A 22,552-nucleotide genomic window follows, 5' to 3' on the forward strand; every position below is an offset into this window, starting at 1 on the left:
TCAATTTCGCCTGAATTCAATGCCAAGAAACGGAGTTCTTGCGCCTCAAGAGGCAGGCAGACTGACGGCTGATCGATTTGAACATAGGAAAGAACAATGAATGCGCTTGCGAACAAAGTCGCCATCGTCACCGGCGCCAGTTCCGGGATTGGACGCGCGACCGCGCTACTTTTCGCTCGTGAGGGCGCGGCGGTGGTCGTTGCCGCCCGTCGCAAGGCTGAGTTGGAAGACCTTGTGAGGGAAATCACTGGAAATGGCGGAACGGCTGCATACGTCGCAGGCGACGTCAGGGAGGAGGCATATGCACGAACTCTCGTGCAGACGGCCGTTGACCGTTTCGGTGGATTGGACATCGCGTTCAACAACGCGGGGACACTCGGCGAAATGGGGCCCACGCCGGGCGTCTCGGCGGCGGGTTGGGGCGAGACCATTGACACCAACCTCACCAGCGCGTTCTTTGGCGCGAAGTATCAGATCCCCGCGATGGAGCTTCGCGGCGCCGGAAGCCTCATCTTCACTTCGACGTTTGTTGGGTACACCGTCGGCTTCCCCGGCGTCGCAGCCTACGCTGCCAGCAAAGCAGGATTGATCGGGTTGACACAATCACTCGCCGCAGAGTTTGGACCGAAGGCCATTCGCGTCAATGCCATCCTTCCTGGCGGAGTAGACACGCCCATGGGGCGCACAATGAGTGCGTCGCCCGAAGCCATGGCGCATGTGGCAGGACTACACGCGCTCAAACGCATCGCTACGCCGGAGGAACTTGCGCAGTCGGTTCTCTACCTGGCGTCCGGCGCCTCGTCATTCATGACCGGCGCAGCGCTGCTGGTTGACGGAGGCGTGTCGATCAATCGCACCTGATGTTGTTGGGGCTTGCGCTGCTAGACGACTTTGGAGTGGCGGGACTATGCCTCGCGCTTGAGCAATTCCCGCTTGCGCGCAACGCCCCATCGATATCCGGAGATGTCGCCATCTCGCCGGACAACGCGATGGCAAGGAATGGCCACCGCGATATGATTTGCGCCGCAAGCCTGGGCAACTGCGCGCACGGCCTTCGGTGAACCTATACGCGCTGCGATCTCGGTGTAGCTGGCCGTTGCACCTGGCGGAATCTCGCGAAGCGCTTGCCAGACCCTCTCCTGGAACGCGGTACCTCGGACGTCGAGCGGAAGATTCAACCCGATTGCCGGCGCCTCGACGAAGCCAACAACGTTCGCGACCAATCGCTCGAAATCCGCGTCGCCGCCGACGAGACTTGCTTTGCGGAACAGATCCTGCAGATCACGCACGAGAAGGTCGGGGTCATCTCCCAACAAGATCGCGCAGATGCCCCGTTGGCTTTGCGCGACCAGGATGGCACCCAGTGAGCACTGGCCGACAGCGAAGCGGATTACCGCGTTCTGGCCGCCATCCCGATAGTCACGTGCGCACATGCCGAGCATGCCGGCGGATGCCTCGTAGAAGCGGCTGTTCGAATTGAACCCGGCCTCGTAGATTGCATTCGTGATGGTCTCGGCACCGGCGAGTTCCTCGCGGAGCCGCCGGGCGCGGGACGCGCTCGCGTACACTTTCGGCGTCAAACCAGTCTCGGCTTTAAATATCCGGTGGAAGTGAAACATGCTCATGCCAGCTTGCAGAGCCAGAGCTTCGAGATTGGGCTGGACCTCCGAGACTTCGATAAGCCGGCAAGCTTCGGCGACCAGGGCGGCACGCTGGGCAGCCGCGGCACTTCGGTCCGAAGAGACACGTCGGCTGGATCGGTAACCAGCGGCTTCCGCGGCTTCGGCGGAATCGAAGAACTCGACGTTCTCCCGTTTCGGGAGACGGGCCGAGGAACTCGGGCGACAGTAAATCCCCGTCGTCCTGACTCCGTAGACAAATTTGTCGTCTGCCGAAGGATCTCGCGCTGCCACGGCCGCCCATCGCTCGTCATCAAGCGAAGGAGCCCCTGGCATATTGGCATCTCCATGCATGATCACGTCCAGGAACTGCTTAGTGTGAGGACACTATAGTCCTCAATTCGATCGCAAGAACTCCGTTTCTTGCGATCGAAACGCCTCACGGCGTGCACTGCCACAAAGACCCGAAGTACCCGAAGCGATTCCCGCTATCCGGGGCTGCCGAGGCCGCCCCTAGGGCGCGGCGGCGCCGTCCAGCGTGGCCAGCGCCGCCGCGTAGTCGTAACGCTCGACCTGTGCCTGCAGGCGCTCGCAGCCTTCGGCGGACAGCAGGCGGGTAAAGATGTCCCGGTGGCGGGCAAAGGTGTGATTGGCCGCGCTGTCGCCCTCTTCCAGCTGTTCGCGCACAAGCTTGAGCACGGCCTCCTGCGTGACATCGGGATCCGCAAGCGGGCCGCACGCGTCTGGCGCGCCGGCATCCAACGCTGCGGGCCCGGTTGGCAGGTGCGTGCGCAAGGTCGCCAGCAATGGCAGGAAGGTGGTGCGCAAGGCGGCCAGCAGCGTGGCGGGATCGGGGCGCCCAGGCACGTGAGGGAGTTGCAGGCTCGCCTCCAGCGTGGCCGCCGCGCGCGAGACCGACATGGCGCCGAGATTGGCGGCCAAGCCCTTGAGCGAGTGCGCGAGCGACAACGCGCCGTCGCGGTCGCCGCGGGCCAGGCGCTCGCCGATCCGGTCCGGCATGTCGGCGTAGCCGCTGGCAAAACGCTCAAGCAACTGCCGGTAGACTTCCGCGCGGCCGCTGACACGGCCCAGGCCGCCGCCGACGTCAAGATGCGCAGAGCTTGCCAGCGCGTCCACCCAGGCCGGCCGGGACCCGGCTGGCGGGGCTGCGTCGTCGCCGCCCGGCACCGCCAGCCACTGGCGCAGCATGGCATAGAAGGCCGGCGGGCTGATCGGCTTGGCGATATGGTCGTTCATGCCGGCCGCCAGGCAGCGCGCCCGGTCCTCCGGCAACGCGTTAGCCGTCATCGCCACCACCGGCAGGCTTGCGAACTTCTCTTGCTCGCGGATGTGCCGGGTGGCTTCAAACCCGTCCATCACGGGCATCTGCACATCCATCAGGACCAGGTCGTAAGCGCCCGCCTGGAGCAGGTGCAGCGCCACGGCGCCGTTCTCGGCCGTATCGGGGTAGATGCCCGCGGCCTGCAGCAAGTGGACCGCGACCTCGCGGTTGATGTCGTTGTCTTCCACCAGCAGCACGCGCGCGCTCGGCAGCGCCGGCATGACGTCGAGCGCCGCCGAATGCGGCTCCGCCACCTCCGGTGGCGCGTCATTGTCCGGGGACAGCGTGCGCACTGTCGCCTCCAGCAGCAGGGACGCGCTCACCGGCTTGATCAACGTGGCGTCAAAGCCCGATCGCTCGCCCTCGCGCAAGACTTCCTCGCGGCCATGGGCGGTAATCATGACGCGGCGCGGGCGCGGGTGGCGCAGGCGCAGGGCGTCGATATGGCGAGCGGTCTCGATGCCGTCTAGGCCGGGCATCTTCCAGTCGATGAACACGGCCTGGTAGGGATCGGCGGCTTCGTCAGCCTGGGCGATCCTTGCCAATGCGGCCCGGCCTGAGGCGGCCTCGTCCACGCGGAAGCCAAAGTTGCGCAGCATGGCAATGATGACTTGGCGGGCGTAGTCGTGATCGTCCGCCACCAGCAGGCGGCAGCCCGCCAGCTGTGGCGCGACCATGGCGCTGGCAGGCCGCTTCTTGCCCGCCAGCAGGTCCAGCTCGAACCAGAAGCTGCTGCCCTGGCCCGGGGTGCTTTCGACCCCGAGGGTGCCGCCCATCAGCTCCACCAAACGGCGGCAGATGGCCAGGCCCAGGCCGCTGCCGCCGTAACGCCGGGTAGTCGAGGTGTCGGCCTGCTCGAAACTCTGGAACAGGCGCGAGCGGATCGCGGGATCGATGCCGATACCAGTGTCGCGCACCTCGAAACGCAAGCGGATGCGGGGCTGGCATTGCCCTGCGCCGCGGCGCTCGACGCGTATGACGATTTCACCCTGGTGGGTGAACTTGACCGCGTTGTTGGCGAAGTTGATCAGGATCTGGCGCAGCCGCAGCGGATCGCCGCGCAGCGAGTCCGGCACGTCCGGCGCGACTTCGACGATCAGCTCGAGGTGCTTGGCCACGGCCCGATCGGCCACCAGGTCGCTCACCGTGCGCAGCATCCGCTCCAGCGAAAAATCGATCCGTTCGATCTCCAGCTTGCCGGCCTCGATCTTCGACAGGTCGAGGATGTCATCGATGATCTCGAGCAAATGCTGGCCCGAATGCTGGATCTTTTCCAGGTAGCCGCGCTGCTTGTCGTCGAGCCGCGTGCGCAGCGCCAGATGCGCCATGCCGATCACCGCGTTCATCGGGGTACGGATCTCATGGCTCATATTGGCCAGGAAGCTGGCCTTGGCATGCGCGGCGCTCTCCGCGGCCTGCTTGGCCACGACCAGCTCGGCATTGGTCTCGGCAAGCTCGCGCGTACGTTCCTCGACGCGGCGCTCCAGCGTCTGGGACAGCGAGGTCAGCCGGTGGTTGGCCTCGACCTGCTCCGTGATATCGATGCCCACCGCGCCGACCCCCACCACCTCATGGGTAGCCGGGTTGCGCACCGGGAAGCGCGTCACCTGGAGATGGCGCTCGCCATGGGGCGTCTCCATCGCGTAGACGTGCTCCTCGGCCTTGCCCGAGGACATCACGCGCGCCTCCATTTCCCGGCGTGCCTGCGCGACATCGGGGTTGGCGCCGAAATCCCAGTCGGACCTGCCCAGGACTTCGCTCTCGCTCGCGCCGAGCAGCGCCTGCATCGCCGGGTTAAGGGCCAGCATGGCGTGACCGCGGTCCTTGAGCGACATGATGGCGGGCGAGTGCTCGAGCATCGCGCGCATCCTTTCCTGGCTTTCCGCCAGGCGCCTGCCGTCGCGCCGCGCGATCCACGTGGCGGTGCCGATCAGCAGCAGGATGATGGCCGTCAGTGCCGCCAGGACGTCGCGGGTAAACAGGTATGGGGCGAACGCTTCGCCCATGTCCTGCTCCACGATCAAACCCATCTCCAGACCGGGGACCCAGATGCCTGCGCCCGCGGCCCGCTGGCCACGGTAGTCGGCGTAGTCGTAGGCAAGCACAGAGGAATGGTCGCGCAGCAAGCGCTCGGCAACCAGGGTCAGCGGGCCGCCCGGCTGGGCGCTGCCCCCGTCCTTGCCACTTTGGCCAGGGACCCGTGCCCATACATTGAGCATGGACGCGGTGCCCGGCGCCAGCCGGCCCTTGGCCTCCAGCTCCGGGCCGAAACGGCTGGGCGACACCAGCCGGCCCCGGGCGTCGATGGCGTAGAGCTCACCGGTGCGGCCGAACTGGCCGGCCGCAATGATCGGCAGCATCACGGCACCGGGATCCAGCCGCAGGCATAGCACGCCAATGGCGCGTCCCGCGTCCAGCAACCGGGCGCACACCACCTGGAACGGCAGGTCCGTCAGCGTGCCCCAGGGGTCCCGGGTTCGCTCCGGGGCAGGATAGGGCGGCGAGGCCGCGCTGCCCTCTTCCAGCGCCCGCCGGGCCGTCTGGGCAGGCTCCGGCAGGAGCAAGCGGCCGGTGCGGCCGGGCAGCTCCGACGCCACGATCTTGAGGTCTGGCGTAGCCAGGACATAACCGAGGTAGCCATTGCTCTGGAAGACTGGTGTCACCCATTGCTCGAACCTGGCCACGGCCTCGCCATCCGGCAACGGCTGGCCCGGCGCCAAGAGCAGCGGGCGCGCGAGCCTGAGCGCCTCTGGCAGGCGCGCGACCCGCTCGGCCCGCCGCTGTTGCTCGCCGCTCCAGAGCCCCAGCAGCCGCGCGTTCGTCGCCAGCATCGACTCCACCCGCGCGCCCAGGCTGGCCCGGTCGTTCTCGTACACCAGCTGGGTGGCGCCGCCAGCCAGCAGGCAGACGGTCACCACCAGCAGCATGGGATAGGTGTAGCGCCGGATACCGGCGCGCGTCGCCGCCCGCCTGCGCCAGGCAGCCAGGAATGCAGAGGCAGATGCGGCGATCATGCTTAAGGCGTCGTAGCGGTCGTGGCAGTCGTGGCGGGATAGCCATTGGCGGCCAGCAATGCCGCCTCGCGCGCATGGTCGGCGTCGGTGTCCGCGTAGCGCTGCGAAATGGCCAGGAACTCCGGCGCGATGGCCAGGAACGCGTCCACCATGTCCGGATCGAAATGACTGCCGCGCCCTTCGCCGATCATCCTCACCGCCTGCTCGTGGGGAAACGCGGGCTTGTAGACGCGCCGGCTGATGAGCGCATCGTAGACATCGGCGATCGCCATCAGGCGCGCGGAGACCGGAATCGCATCGCCCGACAACCCGTCGGGGTAGCCGCTGCCGTTCCATTTCTCCTGGTGATAGTGCGCGATCTCGCGGGCGTAGCGCAGGAAGGAGTTGGGGGTGCCGCACTGTGCCTCGGCATGCGCAATGGCGTCCCGCCCCAGCGTGGTGTGGGTCTTCATGACCTCGAACTCTTCGGGGGTCAGCTTGCCGGGCTTGAGCAGGATGCGATCGGGGATGCCGACCTTGCCGATGTCGTGCAGCGGCGCCGATTTGAACAGCAGTTCGATGGTCTCGTCGTTGAGCTCCTCGCAAAAGCGAGGATGGTGGCGCAGCGCCTGCGCCAGGCGGCGCACGTAGTGCTGGGTGCGCCGCAGGTGGTTGCCGGTTTCGTTGTCGCGCGTCTCCGCCAGGGATGCCATGGCCATGATGGTGACGTCCTGGATCACGGAGATCTCCCGCAACCGCCGCTGCACCTCCTGCTCCAGGTAGGCCGATTTGTCCCGGAGGAAATCCCTGGCGTTCTTGAGGGTGAGATGGGTAGCGATGCGCGCGTGCATCACCAGCGGGCTGAGCGGCTTCATGATGTAGTCCACCGCGCCCACCTGGAACCCGYGCGTCTCGTCGTGCTCACCGGTACGGGACGTCAGGAAGATTACCGGCACGTCCATCGTGGCCGGGTTCGCCTTGAGCTGCCGGCACGCTTCGTAGCCATCCATGTCCGGCATCATCACGTCAAGCAAGATCAGGCTTGGCGGCGCCGCCGTAGCGATGCGCACCGCCGCGCTGCCCGAGGTCGCCACCTTCACCCGATAGCGATCCTGAAGCAACGCGGCCATCATCGCGATGTTTTCTGGAAGATCATCCACCACAAGAATCGTGGGCTGGGCGTCGGCATTATCAGAGCGCATGGGGAGATTCAGGTCGGGATACTTGCCGGGCAGGCAACAAGACGGCGTTTCCGGCGCGCTTCGAAAGACATGCCGTCATATTGCGTTGACATAGCGGATTACTCGCACCGGTTCGCTTTTCGCCCGGACTTGGCCACAGATTGCACGGGACGCAACAACCCCAGGCGTCCCGGCCCCTGTCTTGCCATAACGGCCATCTCGCGCCGCAATTCAGCCCCCTCTTGCGGAGGGGATCAAGTATTGGCATCCGCTGCCGTTAACCCCACTCCGGGCGGCGTGGCAAAAAAAAAGCCCACCGAGGTGGGCTTTCCCAAGAGAAACGGACATCGGTCGCATGGCATTGACACTGACACCCCCGCAATCGCTTCAATGCACGCCGACTACGTCAAAAGACGTGTCCGCATTGCCGGCACCGCCACACGCCATGTGCCAAACCGGCATGTTGCCCGGCCAACAGCGAGTCCATGCAGGCATCGAGGCCCGTCTTTCGCTGAATCGAAGCAACGGCCGCATTGTCACGAGTTCCCGCTGGACCGGAAAGAGTAAAAATACTCTCCTCCTCCCCCATTTCTCCCCCTGGCAACGGAAGCGAATACCGGGTGCGCGACCTGAGTAATTCCACTCTTTCGCGGCAGCCGTCGCCAAGCCATCATGAGGCATGGAAACGCATCAACAAACTGTTCGCCATACCCTGCGCATCGACCAGTGGATGACGGCGGTGGGCAGCGGCGAAACCTCGCTGGCGTATGACGACTGGTTAAGCGGCGTGCTCAATGCGCTGGCGCCCGGGCCGCCGGAGCACGCGATATGGATCGTGACCCGGGAAGGCAAGAACGAGTTCCGGCTCCAACATCGCGCGCGCTATGAGGTACGGCATCCGAGGATCGGCATCCGGCGCTTCGTTTGCGCGGTCGACAGCGACGCGACATTGATCGCCTTCGAGAACACGATCTCCGGTGTCCGCTACCCATGGGTGACGATCGACGGCGCATTCACGCAGGCTGAACTGTGGTCGCTCAGGTTGCTGTCCACCGGACTCGACCTGTGCGCTGCCCCGGTCGGTGTGGAGAGCCGCTGAAACGTTGGCGACTCCGGGGCACGATGTCACGGCCGCCCCCCCTTTTTTCCGGTCCAGAGCGTGCCTGGCGTGTGAGGCTTACCAGCATGGCCGATTCTTGCAGGGAAACAGCACTCCCCTGTGTCCCCTCCTGCGGATGAAGCGCCAGATTCACGCGCCGGGATGGCTCTGGACTCTTTTTATACCGCGCCCACGGCGCACGCGGAGCGCAGGTTGGCGATCAGCGCCGGGAAGTCCCGGGCCAGCGTGGAGAGCGCCACGGCATCCGCCCGGTCATCCTGCAAGCCACGGTCCAGCACCGAACATGCCTGCGCGAGCTCGGCTGCCCCAAGCATGCCGAGCACGGCCTTCATGCCATGGACATGCAGGCTTGCCTGGCCAAAGTCGCCAGCCCCGATGGCCTCATGGATCCGCGTTACCACGTCCGCGCGTTCGGCGCATACGCGCCTGGCCAGATTGATGTAAATATCCTCGCGGCCGAACAAGAGCTTGATCCCCGCGGCGGCATCCAGTCCCGGTACGCCCTTCAGGGCCTGCGTCACCGCCAACGCCTGTGGCCTCGCCTGCGCCGCCATCGCCGTTCCCGCGCCAGCCGGGCTGCGAGCCGCGCCCGATGGCGCGGCGTCGGGCGGCAGCCATGCCGCAATGGTGCGGAACATCGCCTGTGCGTCAATCGGCTTTGAAATGTGATCGTTCATCCCGCCCTTGATGCAGCGGATGCGGTCCGCCGACATCGCGTCCGCCGTCAGCGCCAGCACCGGCAGGGCATGAAGACCCAGCCCGTGGCGAATCGCGCCGGTGGTCTCGATACCGTCCATGCCCGGCATATGGATGTCCATCAGCACGATATCGAATGCGTGTTCCTTGAGCGCCACCAGCGCCCGCTGACCGTCGCCGGCAACATGCACGTCCATGCCCGCCAGTTCGAGAAGATCCCGCGCGACCTCCTGATTGATCGGATTGTCTTCGACCAGCAGCACCCTGCGCCCGTGCAACGCCTGCCATGCCGGCCCGGCGAGAGAGCTGCAATCCGACGGTGCCATGGCCGTATGCGAAAGCTTGGCGCCCGGAGCGGCCGCCCGGTCCGCTCCCGCCATCTCCAGCGACACCTCGAACGAGAAGAGGCTTCCCACGCCAGCCTGGCTCCGCGCGAAGACGCGCCCGCCCATGAGCTCCGCCAGCTTCTTGCTGATCACGAGCCCTAGCCCCGTGCCTTCGAAGCGGCGGTTCATCGCGCTATCCAGTTGCTGGAACGGCGTGAAAAGCTCGGGCAACGCATCCGGAGCAATGCCCACGCCCGTGTCTTCGACCTCGAAACACAAGCCGATATGGCTGCCGCGGTTGAGCGTCTCCCTGACTCGGAGGGAGACCTCGCCGCGATCCGTGAACTTCAGCGCATTGCTCAGGAAATTGATCAGGATCTGCCCGACCCGCAGCGGATCGCCGACAAGCCGAAGCGGAATCGCGGGAGACGTGGAAATGGACATCATGATGCCTTTCGCTTCCGCCGTTTCCCAGAACAGGCCAGTGACACGATCCAGCAGTTCAGACAGGTAGAACTCGCGCGCGTCGATGGTGAGCTTTTCCGCCTCGATCTTCGAGAAATCCAGGATATCGTTGACGATCCCCAGCAAGTGCCCGGCGGATGCGCCGATGCGCACCAGATAGCGCTCCAGCTTGTCCGCGCGTTCGCGGTTGAGCGGGTCCAGCGCCAGATACGACATGCCGATGATGGCATTGAGCGGCGTCCTGATCTCGTGGCTCATATTGGCCAGGAACTTCGCCTTGACGCGTGCGGCCGATTCCGCCGCCTCGCGGGCTGCCGTCAACTGCTGCGTTCGCTCTTCGACGCGTGCTTCCAGCGTGTTGGTCAGCACCTCCAGGGCCTGCCGGGTGCGCTCCTGCTCGGTGATATCGGCGACCACGGTACCGACGCCGATGATGCCCGCGTCGTCAGGCCCGCGCACCGGGAACTTGACCACGCGGAAGATGCGCTCTTCGCCGTCCCGCGGGCTGGTCGTATGCACCTGGTTTTGGGGTAGTCCGCTGGCCAGTACCAGCTCGTGCATAGCGCGGCTGATCTGTGCGATGCGGCGATTCGGGATGATGTCCCAGACGCGGCATCCCACGGTAACGCCTGGCGCCACCCCGAGGCCTTCCTCATAAGCGCGATTGGCCATGATGCCCACGCCCTCGGGGCTCATGTAGGCCAGCCCGGTCGGCACATGCTGGCGGAATGCGCGCATGCGCTCCTCGTTCTCGCGCACGCCGCGGCGCGCGCGCCACTGGAATGCCGCCAGCGCAAGGATCAGACCGATCGCGATCGCGGTAAGACCCACGATCGCCGTGCGAACCAGGAAGTAGGACTGATAAGCTTCGTCAACCTGCAGCTCGACGACCAGCCCCATGTCCTGGTCAGCCAACCATCGGCTAGCCCCGATGACCTTGTGTCCGTCGTAGCCGTCATAGCCCTCGGCGTCCACCGCCTCCTTGCCTCTATCCATCAGCAGTTGCAACGCAAGTTTCGTCGGGGCATCGCCGGGGCGGCCGCGCACCGGCGGATCGGCGGCAGGCCGGTTGCCGGGCACTCTCGCCCATAGCGCCTCAGCGACGTCCCGCCGCGTACGATCGGGCGCGCCCTCGCGCTCCGAGGCGCGGATCGGGGAGAGAATGCGGGCAGAGGAATCGATCACGTAAGCCTCGCCCGTTTCGCCTATCCGGCCCGCCTTGAGAATCTTGAACAGCCTCACGTAGGGATTGATACGCAGGCACAGGAAGCCAGCGACCCGTCCATCCGCATCGATGCGCGCGCACGCAAGCTGATAGAACATCCCGGCGGGCTGTTCGACGCCCTGAACCATGAGCGGCAGCGTCGAGACAGTGGGCCGCGAGATGGCAACGCCGAGCGCCTGCGCCCCCCGCAACGTGCGTACGGTCTGCTCGGTCAAGTTGGAGAAGTGGGCATAGCGCGGGCTGCTCGTCGCGAGAACGGCATGGTCCGCCCGGATCAGGGCATAACCGTCGAAGCCCCGGCTCCTGTAGATCGGCAGGATCCACTGATCGAATTCAGCCAGCAGATCGGCCCGGCCGGGATCGGCCAGGATACGTTTCACCAGTTTTATCAGGGCGGGGTTCTCGGCAATGGTCCCGACTCGCGCCGCCGAATCCTCTCCCATCGTCCGGTCCAGGTCCGATATCGCCTGCAGCACGGCTTTCAGGCGGCTTTCGGCACTCCGGTGAAATTGCTTTTCGAGGCCCCGGAGCACCTCGTGGCTCAAGACCAGCAGCAGCGCGACGGCGACCGCCGTCATGACGAGATTTTGGCGGACCTCTCTCCCGCCTGTCCCTCGCAGACTCCTGAAGTAACGCTTGATCATGATTTCCTGCGACGAGTCGCGAAGCATAAAAGCGGCGGCAGCGTTCCTGCCCCGTGCCGGCAGCTGACGGGCCCTTGATTTCTGGCTTTCGCGACTTCTATTTCATTGGCGGCCTGGCAGGATGGGTCAATCAGGATGGGTCAATCGAGCAGCAGCGTTGTCAATTCAATCGCGGATTTGACCTGCAGTTTCTCCATCAAGTGCGCCCGGTGATTTTCCACGGTGCGCACGCTGATTCCCAGTTCCATGGCAATCGCTTTGCTGGTCTTGCCAGTCGTGACATGCCAGGCAACGACGCGCTCCTTCGGGGTCAGGAGTGCAAGCCGGGTGCTTTTGTCGGCCGAGGCCAGCCTCTGCGCGAACATCTGGCGGCTGCGTTCCAGYGCGCCTCGCACCTTTTGTACCAGCATGGCGCCATCGACGGGCTTCTCCAGAAAATCGAGCGCGCCCGCCTTGATCGCCTTGACCACCGAAGAGACCTCGGAGTAAGCGGAAACAAAGATGGTAGGCGGAAGAACGCCCATGCCGGCCAACTCGCTCTGCACCTGCAGGCCGCACATCCCCGGCATGCGCAGATCGCAGACCAGGCATTCAACCGGCGCCGGCCGGTACGATTCGACAAAATCGCGAGCGGAAACAAATGTCCTGATATCCGTGCCAAGGCCACGAAGCAACTCATGGTATGTCCAGAGCACAATGTCATCGTCGTCGACTAAATAAATTACGGGTCGTTCAACTGCCACAGCCTACGTCTCCAATTCCTGGCTCCCTGCGACCGGATGTCGGCCTGCCGGCACGTTCACATACTGTGCGATGCGGCCAGGCGGACCCATGGCGCCGATGCGGCCAATGGGGCACCTGAGAAGCCCGACACCCACCGGCACAGTAGGCCATCATGATGGCGAAGTTGAAATTGGGTAATCCCCGATGTAGCTGGCAAAGAACGAAACCGAAGACATCTCAATTCCGGCGCTTCGATTTGTCAGGAGGCTGAATAGCGCAATCTACCCCGGCGTGCGGCGCGGTGGAATGTGCTGCCTTGGCCTCCGCCCTATGATGAGGAGCGGGCATTACGATGAAATTCAATGACTGTGAGCCAGCATAAGAATCACGTTTTTCAATGTGCCAGCGGCACCCGGGATGACGCCGGGGCACCGGACCCGGGCAGGCGGAAGAACGCCACCACCTCGTTGAGCTCCTGGCCCTGTTCCTGCAGCGCGCGGGATGCGCTGGCGGCTTGTTCCACCATGGCAGCGTTCTGCTGGGTCACCTGGTCCATCTGCGAGATCGCCTGGTTCACCTGCTCGATGCCGCGGCTTTGTTCCATCGACGCGCTGGCAATGTCTTCCACGATGCTGCTCACACGCGCGACCGCCTTGGTCACCGAATTCATGGTCTGCCCGGCTTCGCCCGCCAGCGTGGAGCCATCCTGGATCTGCTGGAGAGAGCCCGCGATCAGTTCCTTGATCTCCTTGGCGGCGCTTGACGAGCGCTGCGCGAGGCTGCGCACCTCGCTGGCCACCACGGCAAAGCCGCGGCCTTGCTCACCGGCGCGGGCAGCTTCCACCGCGGCGTTGAGCGCCAGGATATTGGTCTGGAAGGCGATGCCTTCGATCATGCCGGTGATGTCGGCAATCTTGGAGGAGCTGGCGCTGATGCCCTGCATCGTATCGACGACGCGGCCAACCGCCGTGCTGCCGCTCTGCGCGATATCGGCAGCCTCCCGGGCCAGTTCGTTGGCTTGCCGTGCGTTCTCGCTGCTCAGGCGCACCGTGGTGGTCAGTTCTTCCATGCTGGCGGCGGTTTCCTCGAGCGAGGCCGCTTGCTCTTCGGTGCGCTGGCTCAGGTCCGCATTGCCCGCGGCGATCTCCGCCGACGCCCCGGCGATGCTTGCGCTGCTCTGGCGCACGCGGGAAACGATCTGCGTCAGGCGCTCGTTCATGTCGCGCAGGGCCGACAGCAGGCGGCCGGTCTCGTCTCGTGCCACCACGGCAATCTGGCTGCCCAGATCGCCGCGCGCTACCGTTTGCGCCACGTCCACGGCCGTTTGCATGGGCCGGGTGATGGAGCGCGTGATCAGCAGGCCGCCCACCGCGGCAAGCACCACGGCAGCCATGGACATGACGATCAGCAGGTCGCGCTGCGCGGCGTAGTCCTCCTCCAGCTTGTGCACCGTATCGACCTGGCGGCCTTTGGTGAACTCGGTATAGGCGTCGGTCGCCTTGACCAGCGCCCCCAGCAAGGGGCGGCATTCGTCGTTCATCTTGAGGGTGGCCTCGTCGCGCTTGGCAGCAAGCGCGAGGTCGACGATGGCGATGGCCACGGGACCATAGCGCGACTCCACGCGGTCGATCTCGCGCACCAGGTTGCGTGCGGTGTCACTGGCGTCGCTGGTGCCCGACACCATGTCCTTGAGCTTTGCCAGCTGCGCTTGCACATCTTCATGCGCGCGCAATGCTGCTGCCTTCTCCAGGGCCAGGTCCTCGGGGCGGGTGACAAGCACCAGGTTGCGCGCCGCGATAGCGCGCCGGTCGACAGCGGTCCGCACCTGCGCGGCAACTTCGGCGCGCGCGTTGATGCCATGCAGGTAGCTGGAAAAGCCGTCCGTGGTCTGGCTCAGCGCGCGTAGCGACAAAGCGGAAATGGATAGCGCGATGATGGCTAGCAGGCTAAAGCTCAGCAGGAGCTTGCCCTTGATGGTCAGGCTGTTGAAATGCACGATTTGATCCCCTTGTCCCATAGGGACGTTGGCGCTGCGGAATGGCCCGTGAGTCATGGCTTGAATCGCCAATGCGAACCGTTGCGCTGCAATCCCGTTCCCGCCTTTCCTATTTGTGATGATCCGGGCGATCGTCTTCGCGTCGCGCCATCTTGTTATGCTCTAAGCAGCACAATTCCGAGAGCATACGGAACCACGCTGCAGAATGGCTAACGGCAGGAAATCGGAAGATTTCCCCCCTCCTGGAGGGGGGACAGGTTTTATGGGATTTGGTGCAAGTAGCGCCAGGGCCGCTTTGGAACCGGAGAGCATTAGCGCTTTTCTTGATGAACCAAGGATGAGCGCGCGGAAATACGGACTCAGGGTGCTCGTCCGCGTGAGTTTGCCAATCACCTCCTGGCATGCCTTGCGAGCGTTCCCTTTGCGGTTGGCGAGCCCCTGCCACTGCTCAGGCCATATGGTGGCTAGCTAGCCGGGCATTTATTTGTGCGGTTCAGCATCGCCACGCCTTGCTACATCCTGGCAGAGATCATCATTTTTGGTATAAATCTTAAATTTAGAAGATTTATCTTACAATAAGGCATCGCTTGGGCGGCGAATTCCGTGATCACCGCAATCTCTCTCGTACCGATCCAATTAGCCGGCGCGGTATCCATCGAGGATGGCACCGATATGCGCCATCCGATCTGGGATTTACCGACTTCGTCAGGTAGTTGTTCTGAAAGTCATCTCGCTGTCCGGACGCATTGATATCGGCGCGGTGACAGGCCCGGGCATGACGGTTGAATCCGCTCGAAGCGACCGGCTGGCAACCGGTTGGCGACGGGTGCAGCGCCCGGCGCGGCCGACGCTTGCATTTTAGGACTTGTCCTAGTCTATTGACGGCATGCCACCAGTAAGCTGGCGCCCTGTTTTACCGAGAACCGAAATGAAGCAAAACGACACACGCCGTACCTTGACGCTCGGACTCGCCGCCATATCCATGGCTGCGGGCAGCGTCTGGGCTGGAGAGGCCGAGGACCTGTACGCGGCGATGATCGGTGGCAAGTGCGAGCCCGCCGCCACCACCTTGCAAGCGCGCGCCAAAGCTGGCGTGGCCGCGGCCCAGGGCCATCTGGGCATTGCCTATATTCGCGGCGCCTGTGTCAAGGAGGACATGAAGGCGGGCGTGGCTTGGCTGCGCAAAGCCGCCGAGCAGGGCGACGCGGATTCGCGCAATGAGCTTGGCAATCTCTATTCGTCGGGCGACGGCGTGCCCAAGGATTTTGCGCAGGCGAGGCGCTGGTTCCGCCTGGCGGCCGAGCAAGGCTACGGGCCGGCCCAGTACAACCTGGCGCTCCAGTACCACTTCGGAGAAGGTGGGCCGGTGGATGATCGCGAGACGGTCAAATGGCTGCGCAAGGCGGCCGTGCAGGGCCTTGCGGACGCGCAAGCGAACCTGGGCGGCATGTTGATCAAAGGCGAAGGCGTGGTCCTGAGCAACAAGCGCGAAGGTGTGGAATGGCTGCGCAAGTCCGCCATGCAAGGGCATGCCACCGGCCAGAATAACCTGGCGGCCGCCTACGAGAATGGCTTCGGCGTGGCGCGCAACATGGTGCTGGCCTACGCCTGGGTGCTGCTGTCGACCCGCGAGGCCAAGCCGGGTTCGGAAGACATGGCGTTGCGCACCGGGATGGCCGCGGAACTGAGTGCCAAACAGCGGGCCGAGTCTGAGCGGCTGGCGCGCGAGTGGAAGGTGGGACAAGACCTCACGACGACAATGCCATGAACGGAGGATGAGCCGCAGCAGACCATCGACCATCGACCATCGTCGAATGGTCTCTGCATCAACGTCTTAAGGACCTGGCGTGCACCAATCCACTCGCTAGCGCAGGATACCCGCGTGCGGAGATGCGAAACCGTCTCCTGCCATTTCGCCACCTACGAAGCGACCCGCACGAAAATCGGATGAACCTTATGAAAAGGCGGTATCCAGCACCGGCGCAACGCCAGCGCTGCGCGTGGGGGTGTGCACAAGGGCGGAAACCATATCCAGGCATGCCAGCGCCTGGCCGATGAGATGCCGCTCCTGATCCAGGTCCCGCGCTGCCTGGACTACCAGCCTGGCGCTCATGCACAGCCGCAAGGCGCTGACCGGGACACCTGCCCGGTGGCCGCTGTCCACAGGCTGGCCAAGCTGGTAGGCCACGCCTGCGTCGGCGCTCCCCGGCGCCTGGACCCGGCAAAAGATGGCGGCCGTCTCCTCCCGGCTGAGCGCAGCCCTGCCGCCCCCCGGCTGGCACCGGTACAGCAGGAAGGGGTGAATGGTCTGGATCTCGTCCCAGTGGGATGGCGTGTTCAGCGCGGTGCGGTCCAGCGCCGGCACCGCCAGCGCGGCAAAGGCGGGATCGCTGCCCAGCCTTTGCTGGATGGCACTGGCAAAACGCCGCAGAATGCCAACGGCTTGCTCGGCCGGCACCGCGAGGAATTCGCGCAGCTCGTGGATCGCGGCCTGCCAGCGCAGCAGCAGGCCAAAGTTCGCATAACTGCCGAGCGCCTGCGCGCTTGCCCAGCCTTGCGGCCATTCCTCGCGCGCGGAATACAGGCGCAGCTCCGCCGGAACGCCGCGCTCGCGCAGCGTCTTGCCGATTGCCGCTGGCAGCAGCAAGGCGCCGGAAAACGAGGGCCCGGTCACAAACTTGGAGCCGGTCAGCGCCACCATGCAGCCGTTGCGCAGGTAGGCCTGGAGCGTACCCGGCTCAATGCGGAACTGGCAGGCGTCGACCAGGACCTGCACCGCCGAGGGCCAGCGGCGATGCAGCGCCGTCACGCACGCAATGCTCGGCGCAATGCATCCGGTCTTGGAGACGTCGATCAGCACCAGCAGCACCTGGCGCCCGTCTTGCACAGCCTGGCTGACGAGCGCATCGATTTGCGCATCGACCACGTTTGCATCCCGCAGGCTGCCGTCCGCGTTGCGGATCGGCACATCAAGGACGTCGCTGGCGCAGGCCTGGTTCAGGGACTCGCCCGGGATGGTGGTACGGCCCAGTGCGTTGTACGTGCTGAAGTGGCGCCCGGCGAGCGCGGCGGCCACGCCGCTGCCGCTCTCGGCCTCGCCGGCCAGGATCACCAGGGGCCGGCCCGGAATGCCCCCACCGCCCACATTCCCCGCATTGCCCGCATTGCCCGCATCGCTGCCGGCCCCATTGGCCGCCACCCGCGCGGCAACGCGTGCCGCGAGCAGGTGCACATCGGTGCCGGAAGCCGAAAAGACAAGCCCGGTGCCAAGCGCATCGCCAATGCCGCACAGCGCCAGCAACTCGCCGCGCAGCCGTTCCAGCTCGCGGCAATACAGCTCGGCCGCGCTCTGGTGCGGCAGCGCCGCGGCTAGCCGGTTGCGCAGCGCGTCCACCACGGCGAAGGCGGCGGGAGAGATCCCCGAGGACGTGGAGGAGCCAAAGGGAACCAGCCCCGTTGAGGCGAGCGGCTGGCAACCGTACTTGTTACGGCCGGTCGCCGGATCCAGCGCAATGCGGTGGTCCCCGCCGCTGACCAGCAGGTCAGCCGTCGATGGCAGCGGCATCGTGCGCGTCCACGCGGTCGGCATGGGCCTGGATTGCGTTGATCAGCATGGTCCGGAACGCCGCGAAGATCTTGTGCATCTGCGGCTGCTTGTACGGGAAGAGGTCGACCGGATCGATATCGTGCACCACCATCGCCGTGTCGGCCTCGAACACCAGCAACGCACCATCCGGCGTCTCGGCGCAATCCAGGCCCACGTAGTCAAGGCCCAGCCGCTCCTGGATCAGAGCGAGGGCATCCTTGTGGCGCAGCGCGAAGGTGTCGTCGAAGTCGCGCATGATGGCCGCTTCTTCATCCCGCTTGGCCGCGCTCTCGGCCATGCCGGCATTGAGATAGTGAATCATCCAGTGCTCGGAGATGCCGACGTGGCACACATACGCGCGCCCTTCGATCAGCACCAGCCGGTATTTGCGGAACTGGCCGTCATCGTTCCGGTAATCGATGAAGTAAGAGACATAGAAAGCCGGCTCATCCGTCTGCGCCAGGTAGCCGGCGAGTTCGGCCGCGTCGCCGATCTTCTCCAGGCCCTTGCCGGCATGCGAGCCGAGGGGCCTGACGATGATCGGGAAAGCGCCCTCGCCCAGCACCGACGAGATCGCTGCCTGCCCGCTGGCGATGCCGGCCAGTACCTGGCGATCCACGCGCAGCGTGGGCGGCATGCACACGCCCGGCGCCGAGGCCAGCAACGATGCCGCCCGGTCGCGCGAGAGCTGTTGCAGGCGATCCGGCTGGTTCAGTACCGGGCGCGGCCAGATTGCCGCCAGCGCGCGCAGGTGCTCCAGCACGGGCTGGGTGCGGTCGGATTCGCCCACGGCGATGAACAGCACGTCGTGCTCCGGCACGGCCTGCGGCAGCGGGTTTTCCGGCGTGACGTAGAGCGCATCGAGCGCCACGTCGGAATTGCCCAGCAAGCACTCCAGCGGCGTGTTGGCCATCAGGTCGCCCGACACCATGATGGCCAGCACGCGCAGGCGGGCTTCGCCATTGCGCAGGGTCGGCAAGTGATAGAGCTGGCGCACCTGCAGCGCCTCGGCCTGCATGGTCATGGCCAGCGCGTGATCGCCGATGAGCTGCAGGACCAGCGAGAGATCCATCAACGCATTGGCGTCGTCCGGCTGCGACTGCAGGTGGTTGATCAGCTCGGCGCCGAGCGGGCGCAGGTCCTCGTTCTGATGGGCTGCCCGCAGCAGGTGGCGCAGGCCGATCAGTGTGTCAGGGGCCGGCGTCATGTTGGCGGGATCAAGGATTGCGTTCATTGTGGTAGGCCGCTGGCTTCGGGAACGGGTACGGGTACGGGTACGGGTACGGGTGATTTGGCGCTCAGCGACCGGCCAAGCGCCAGAGTGGCGTTCAGCAGGACATCGATATCCTGCGGCCCGCTGCGATGATTGAACAGAGCGACCCGGATCGCAAAGCGCCCGTCGAGCACGGTCGACGAGGGCGCGGCGAGGCCGGATTCCTGCAGGGCGACAACAAGATCGCGGTTGACCTGCTCGATGGCGCCGCTCGCATCGGCATCGGCATCGGCATCGGCATCGGCATCGGCGCCGATAAAGCGGAAGCAAACGATGTTGAGCGATACCGGCGCCAGCAGCTCAAGCTCCGGCTCGGACTCGATGCGCCGCGCGAGTTCCTGCGCCAGGGTGCAGGTGTGGGCGATCATGCCGCCCAGCCGCTCGGTGCCATAGACCTTGATCGTGAACCAGGTCTTCAGCGCGCGGAAGCCGCGCGACAGGTCCGGCCCGAAATCGCAGGGCCAGGGGGAGCCGGCCGCCATGCCGCGCTCGCCGCGGCTGAGGTACGTGCCCTCGTGCGTGGCAAAGGTGCGCAGGTGCAATTGCCGGTCCCGGACCACAAAGAAGCCGGCGTCATAGGGGACCTGCAGCCATTTGTGAAAATCGAAGGCGATCGAGTCCGCCTGCTCGATGCCGCGCAGGCGTGGCGCCAGTTGGGGGCACAGCATGGCCAGGGCGCCAAAGGCACCGTCGACATGAAAATGCAGTTGCTCCCGGCGGGCAATGTGCGCGATTTCGGCCAGGTCGTCGATGGCGCCGGTATCCACGGTGCCGGCGGTGCCCACCACGAGAAATGGCTGGAAGCCGGCAGCGCGATCGAGGGCAATGGCAGCGACAAGGCACGCCATATCCATGCGCCCCATCTCGTCAACGGGAATCGAGCGCAGATTGTCCTTGCCGAGGCCGGCCAGGTCCATGCCTTGGGCAATACAGCCATGCGCCCGGGTGGAGGTGTAAGCCGTCAGGCGCCGCGAAGCCTGCGCCATGCCGGTTGACCGCACCCCCGAGCCGAGCGCCCGGGTCCGGGCGACCAGCACGCCGGACAGGTTGGCCATGGAGGAGCCGGTCAGGAACAAGCCGCTGGCATCCTCGGGAAAGCCGAACAGCTCGATCACCCAGCGCAGCACCTGCCACTCCACCTCGACCGGGATATGGTCGCGCCCACCCAGGTTGGCATTGAGCCCGGCCGCCAGCATTTCCGCCAGCATCCCGACCGGCGTGCCGCCGCCGTGCACCCAGCCCATGAAGCCGGGATGCGCATTGCCCACGGCAAACGGCAGGATGCTGTCCATGAAGGTCTCATGCACCTGGTCCAGCCCGCTGCCCTCGCGGGGCAGCGGCTCGCGGAAGCTGGCGCGCACCGCGTCGGGTATCGGCTGCCAGACCGGGCGGGCGCGGATGCCCTGGAGGTGGTCCAGCATATCGTCGAGCATGCTGTGCCCCTGCGCCCTCAGCGCGCTCCAGTCGACGGGATCGAGACTAGTGGGGACTGGCTGCCAGCTGCCCTGGGTGGTTGACGTTGACATGGCTAATGGCGATCCGGAAAACGCTGCGTCCCCAAGGGAGGTGCGGTTCGCGACCTGGTTTCCGGGACATCGTGCCGGGGATCATAGCGCTGGGCCAGCCGGGCATTTGGTCGAGTACGGCGGGTTTTCCGCCCTATTTCTCTGCGGCCGAAAAACAACACTGCCGGCGCTGCCTTACCACATTCCAATCATTTGCGAGTCCCGCTCCGCGAGACGATAATTGTGTCGTCAAGCATCTAATGTATTGCTCGCGCCACTCCTTCAGCAGCCGCCCTCCCTCATGCAGCCACACCAAGGCCTACCCTATCCCCAACGCTCCTGGGCCATCCTCACCGTGTTTTGCGGCCTGATCATGGCCGTGCTCGATGGCTCGATCGCCAATATCGCGCTGCCCTCGATCTCGCGCGAGCTGGCCGCCGACCCGTCCAGCACCATCTGGGTGGTCAACGCCTACCAGCTCACCGTCACGGTGTGCCTGCTGCCGCTGTCCTCGCTGGGCGACATCCTTGGCTACAAGCGCGTGTACCGCGGCGGCCTGGCGATTTTCCTGGCGGGCTCGCTGCTGTGCGCGCTGTCGCCCAACCTGCCGGTGCTGGTGGCCGCGCGGGTGCTGCAGGGCATCGGCGGCGCCGGCATCATGAGCGTGAACACGGCGCTGGTGCGCTTTATCTATCCGCCCACGAAGCTGGGCCGGGGCATCGGGCTGAACGCGCTGGTGGTAGGCATCACCATTGCCGTGGGCCCCTCGGTGGGCGCGCTGATCCTGTCGGTGGCGAGCTGGCCGTGGCTGTTCGCCATCAACGTGCCGGTGGCGATCTTTGCGCTCGCGCTGGCCCGCACTGCGCTGCCGGCGACGCCGCCCCAGCCGCGCAGCTTCGACTATCGCAGCGCGCTGCTCTCGGCCGTGGTCTTTGCCTTGTTCATCCTGGGCGTGGACGGCGCGGGCCACGCGCAATGGCGCCCCGCCGCCGCCGSCGGCCTGGTGGTGGCAGCGTTGCTGGGATGGTGGCTGGTACGCATGCAGCGCAGCAAGCACGCACCGCTGGTGCCGGTGGACCTGTTCGCCAGCCGCGCCTTCACGCTGGCGGTGGGCACGTCCTTCTGCTCGTTCATGGCGCAGATGCTGGCCTTCGTGGCGCTGCCCTTCTACCTGGAGTACCAGCTTGGCCGCACGCTGAACGAGACCGGGCTGCTGATCACGCCGTGGCCGCTGATGGTGGCCATCATGGCGCCAATCTCGGGACGCCTGTCCGATCGCTATCCAGCCAGCATCCTGGCCGGCATCGGGCTGGCCTTGCTCGGGAGCGGGCTGATCGGCCTGGCGACGCTTGGGCCGGAAGCGTCCAGCTTTGCCGTGTGCTGGCGCATGGCCATGTGCGGATTGGGATTCGGGTTATTCCAGTCACCGAACAACCGCGCGATGATTGGCGCTACGCCGCCGGCGCGCAGCGGGGGGGCCAGCGGGGCGCAAGCTACCACGCGGCTGCTGGGGCAGACCACCGGGACAGCTGTTGTGGCGTTGTTGTTTAGTGTTGATGCCAGCGGGGCGGCCCGGGTGGCGCTTTTTGTTGCCGCGGGGGTGGCTCTTGTGGGGGCCGTGGTTAGTTTTAGCCGGTTGCGGAGTGGGAGTGGGAGTGGGCCTGCGGTGCGGGTGGGGGTGCCGGCTGAGGCGGATTTGTGATTTTTTTGTTGATGATGGTTTTTGGACCCAAGGGCAGAACCGTTGGCTCTTGTTTTGTGGTTGGGCTTTGATTTTTGCGGTGTTGGTTTTTGGACCCAAGGGCCATACGACATCCCCCTGCGGGGGCTGCCGGTCACTTTTCTTTGACCGGCAAAG

General features: G+C 65.3%; 13 protein-coding genes. 4 read left to right on the forward strand and 9 right to left on the reverse strand.

Annotation, left to right across the window (positions count from 1 at the left end; all coding sequences use genetic code 11):
- The first annotated feature begins 96 nt into the window (after nt 1–96).
- On the forward strand, nt 97–861 hold the full coding sequence (locus AB4061_RS27925) for an SDR family oxidoreductase (protein WP_441639491.1): 765 nt from the start codon (nt 97–99) through the stop codon (nt 859–861).
- A gap of 44 nt (nt 862–905) precedes the next feature.
- Here the strand turns inward: AB4061_RS27925 and ada are convergent, their stop codons facing one another.
- From ada to AB4061_RS27940, 3 genes are all read right to left on the reverse strand, one after another.
- Nucleotides 906–1,955, reverse strand: coding sequence for a bifunctional DNA-binding transcriptional regulator/O6-methylguanine-DNA methyltransferase Ada (gene ada / locus AB4061_RS27930; RefSeq protein WP_441639510.1), 1,050 nt, complete (start codon nt 1,953–1,955; stop codon nt 906–908).
- Between the two features lie 177 nt (nt 1,956–2,132).
- Nucleotides 2,133–5,975 (reverse strand): response regulator, encoded by a 3,843-nt coding sequence (locus AB4061_RS27935; protein WP_441639492.1) that lies wholly within the window; start codon nt 5,973–5,975, stop codon nt 2,133–2,135.
- A 2-nt stretch (nt 5,976–5,977) separates the two neighbouring features.
- Nucleotides 5,978–7,156: an HD domain-containing phosphohydrolase gene (locus tag AB4061_RS27940; RefSeq protein WP_441639493.1), complete on the reverse strand. Its 1,179-nt coding sequence runs from the start codon at nt 7,154–7,156 to the stop codon at nt 5,978–5,980.
- A 658-nt stretch (nt 7,157–7,814) separates the two neighbouring features.
- Between AB4061_RS27940 and AB4061_RS27945 the strand changes: the two genes are divergently transcribed.
- Nucleotides 7,815–8,234 (forward strand): hypothetical protein, encoded by a 420-nt coding sequence (locus AB4061_RS27945; protein ID WP_441639494.1) that lies wholly within the window; start codon nt 7,815–7,817, stop codon nt 8,232–8,234.
- 179 nt (nt 8,235–8,413) lie between these two features.
- Here AB4061_RS27945 and AB4061_RS27950 read toward each other — a convergent pair whose 3' ends face one another.
- The 3 genes from AB4061_RS27950 to AB4061_RS27960 form a co-directional block, all read right to left on the reverse strand.
- Nucleotides 8,414–11,611 carry a response regulator gene (locus AB4061_RS27950; protein WP_441639495.1) on the reverse strand — a complete coding sequence of 1,066 codons (3,198 nt, stop codon included), beginning with the start codon at nt 11,609–11,611 and terminating at the stop codon, nt 8,414–8,416.
- A 140-nt stretch (nt 11,612–11,751) separates the two neighbouring features.
- Nucleotides 11,752–12,354 carry a response regulator transcription factor gene (locus tag AB4061_RS27955; protein ID WP_441639496.1) on the reverse strand — a complete coding sequence of 201 codons (603 nt, stop codon included), beginning with the start codon at nt 12,352–12,354 and terminating at the stop codon, nt 11,752–11,754.
- A 374-nt stretch (nt 12,355–12,728) separates the two neighbouring features.
- Entirely contained in the window at nt 12,729–14,330 is a 1,602-nt protein-coding gene (locus AB4061_RS27960; protein WP_441639497.1) for a methyl-accepting chemotaxis protein, read from the reverse strand.
- Nucleotides 14,331–15,258: 928 nt separating this feature from the next.
- Here AB4061_RS27960 and AB4061_RS27965 point away from each other — a divergent pair.
- Complete coding sequence (locus AB4061_RS27965) at nt 15,259–16,098, forward strand: tetratricopeptide repeat protein (protein WP_441639498.1); 840 nt, start codon at nt 15,259–15,261, stop codon at nt 16,096–16,098.
- A 186-nt stretch (nt 16,099–16,284) separates the two neighbouring features.
- On the opposite strand, the gene AB4061_RS27970 is transcribed toward AB4061_RS27965, so the two are convergent.
- From AB4061_RS27970 to AB4061_RS27980, 3 genes are read right to left on the reverse strand one after another with little or no spacing between them, the layout of a single operon-like run.
- A complete protein-coding gene (locus AB4061_RS27970) occupies nt 16,285–17,895 on the reverse strand; it encodes a hypothetical protein (RefSeq protein WP_441639499.1) in 1,611 nt (536 codons plus the stop codon).
- The gene (locus AB4061_RS27975; RefSeq protein ID WP_441639500.1) at nt 17,873–19,150 is read right to left on the reverse strand and encodes an ATP-grasp domain-containing protein; all 1,278 of its coding nucleotides are present in this window, start codon (nt 19,148–19,150) and stop codon (nt 17,873–17,875) included. Before AB4061_RS27975 ends, AB4061_RS27970 begins: the two co-directional genes overlap by 23 nt.
- A complete protein-coding gene (locus AB4061_RS27980; RefSeq protein WP_441639501.1) occupies nt 19,147–20,715 on the reverse strand; it encodes a pyridoxal phosphate-dependent decarboxylase family protein in 1,569 nt (522 codons plus the stop codon). Before AB4061_RS27980 ends, AB4061_RS27975 begins: the two co-directional genes overlap by 4 nt.
- 280 nt (nt 20,716–20,995) lie before the next feature.
- On the opposite strand from AB4061_RS27980, the gene AB4061_RS27985 reads away from it, so the two are divergent.
- Nucleotides 20,996–22,396, forward strand: a complete 1,401-nt coding sequence (locus AB4061_RS27985; RefSeq protein ID WP_441639502.1) for an MFS transporter — start codon at nt 20,996–20,998, stop codon at nt 22,394–22,396.
- Nucleotides 22,397–22,552 lie beyond the last annotated feature (156 nt).

It is taken from the genome of Cupriavidus sp. YAF13 (genome assembly GCF_052113425.1).
Taxonomy (GTDB): Bacteria; Pseudomonadota; Gammaproteobacteria; order Burkholderiales; family Burkholderiaceae; genus Cupriavidus.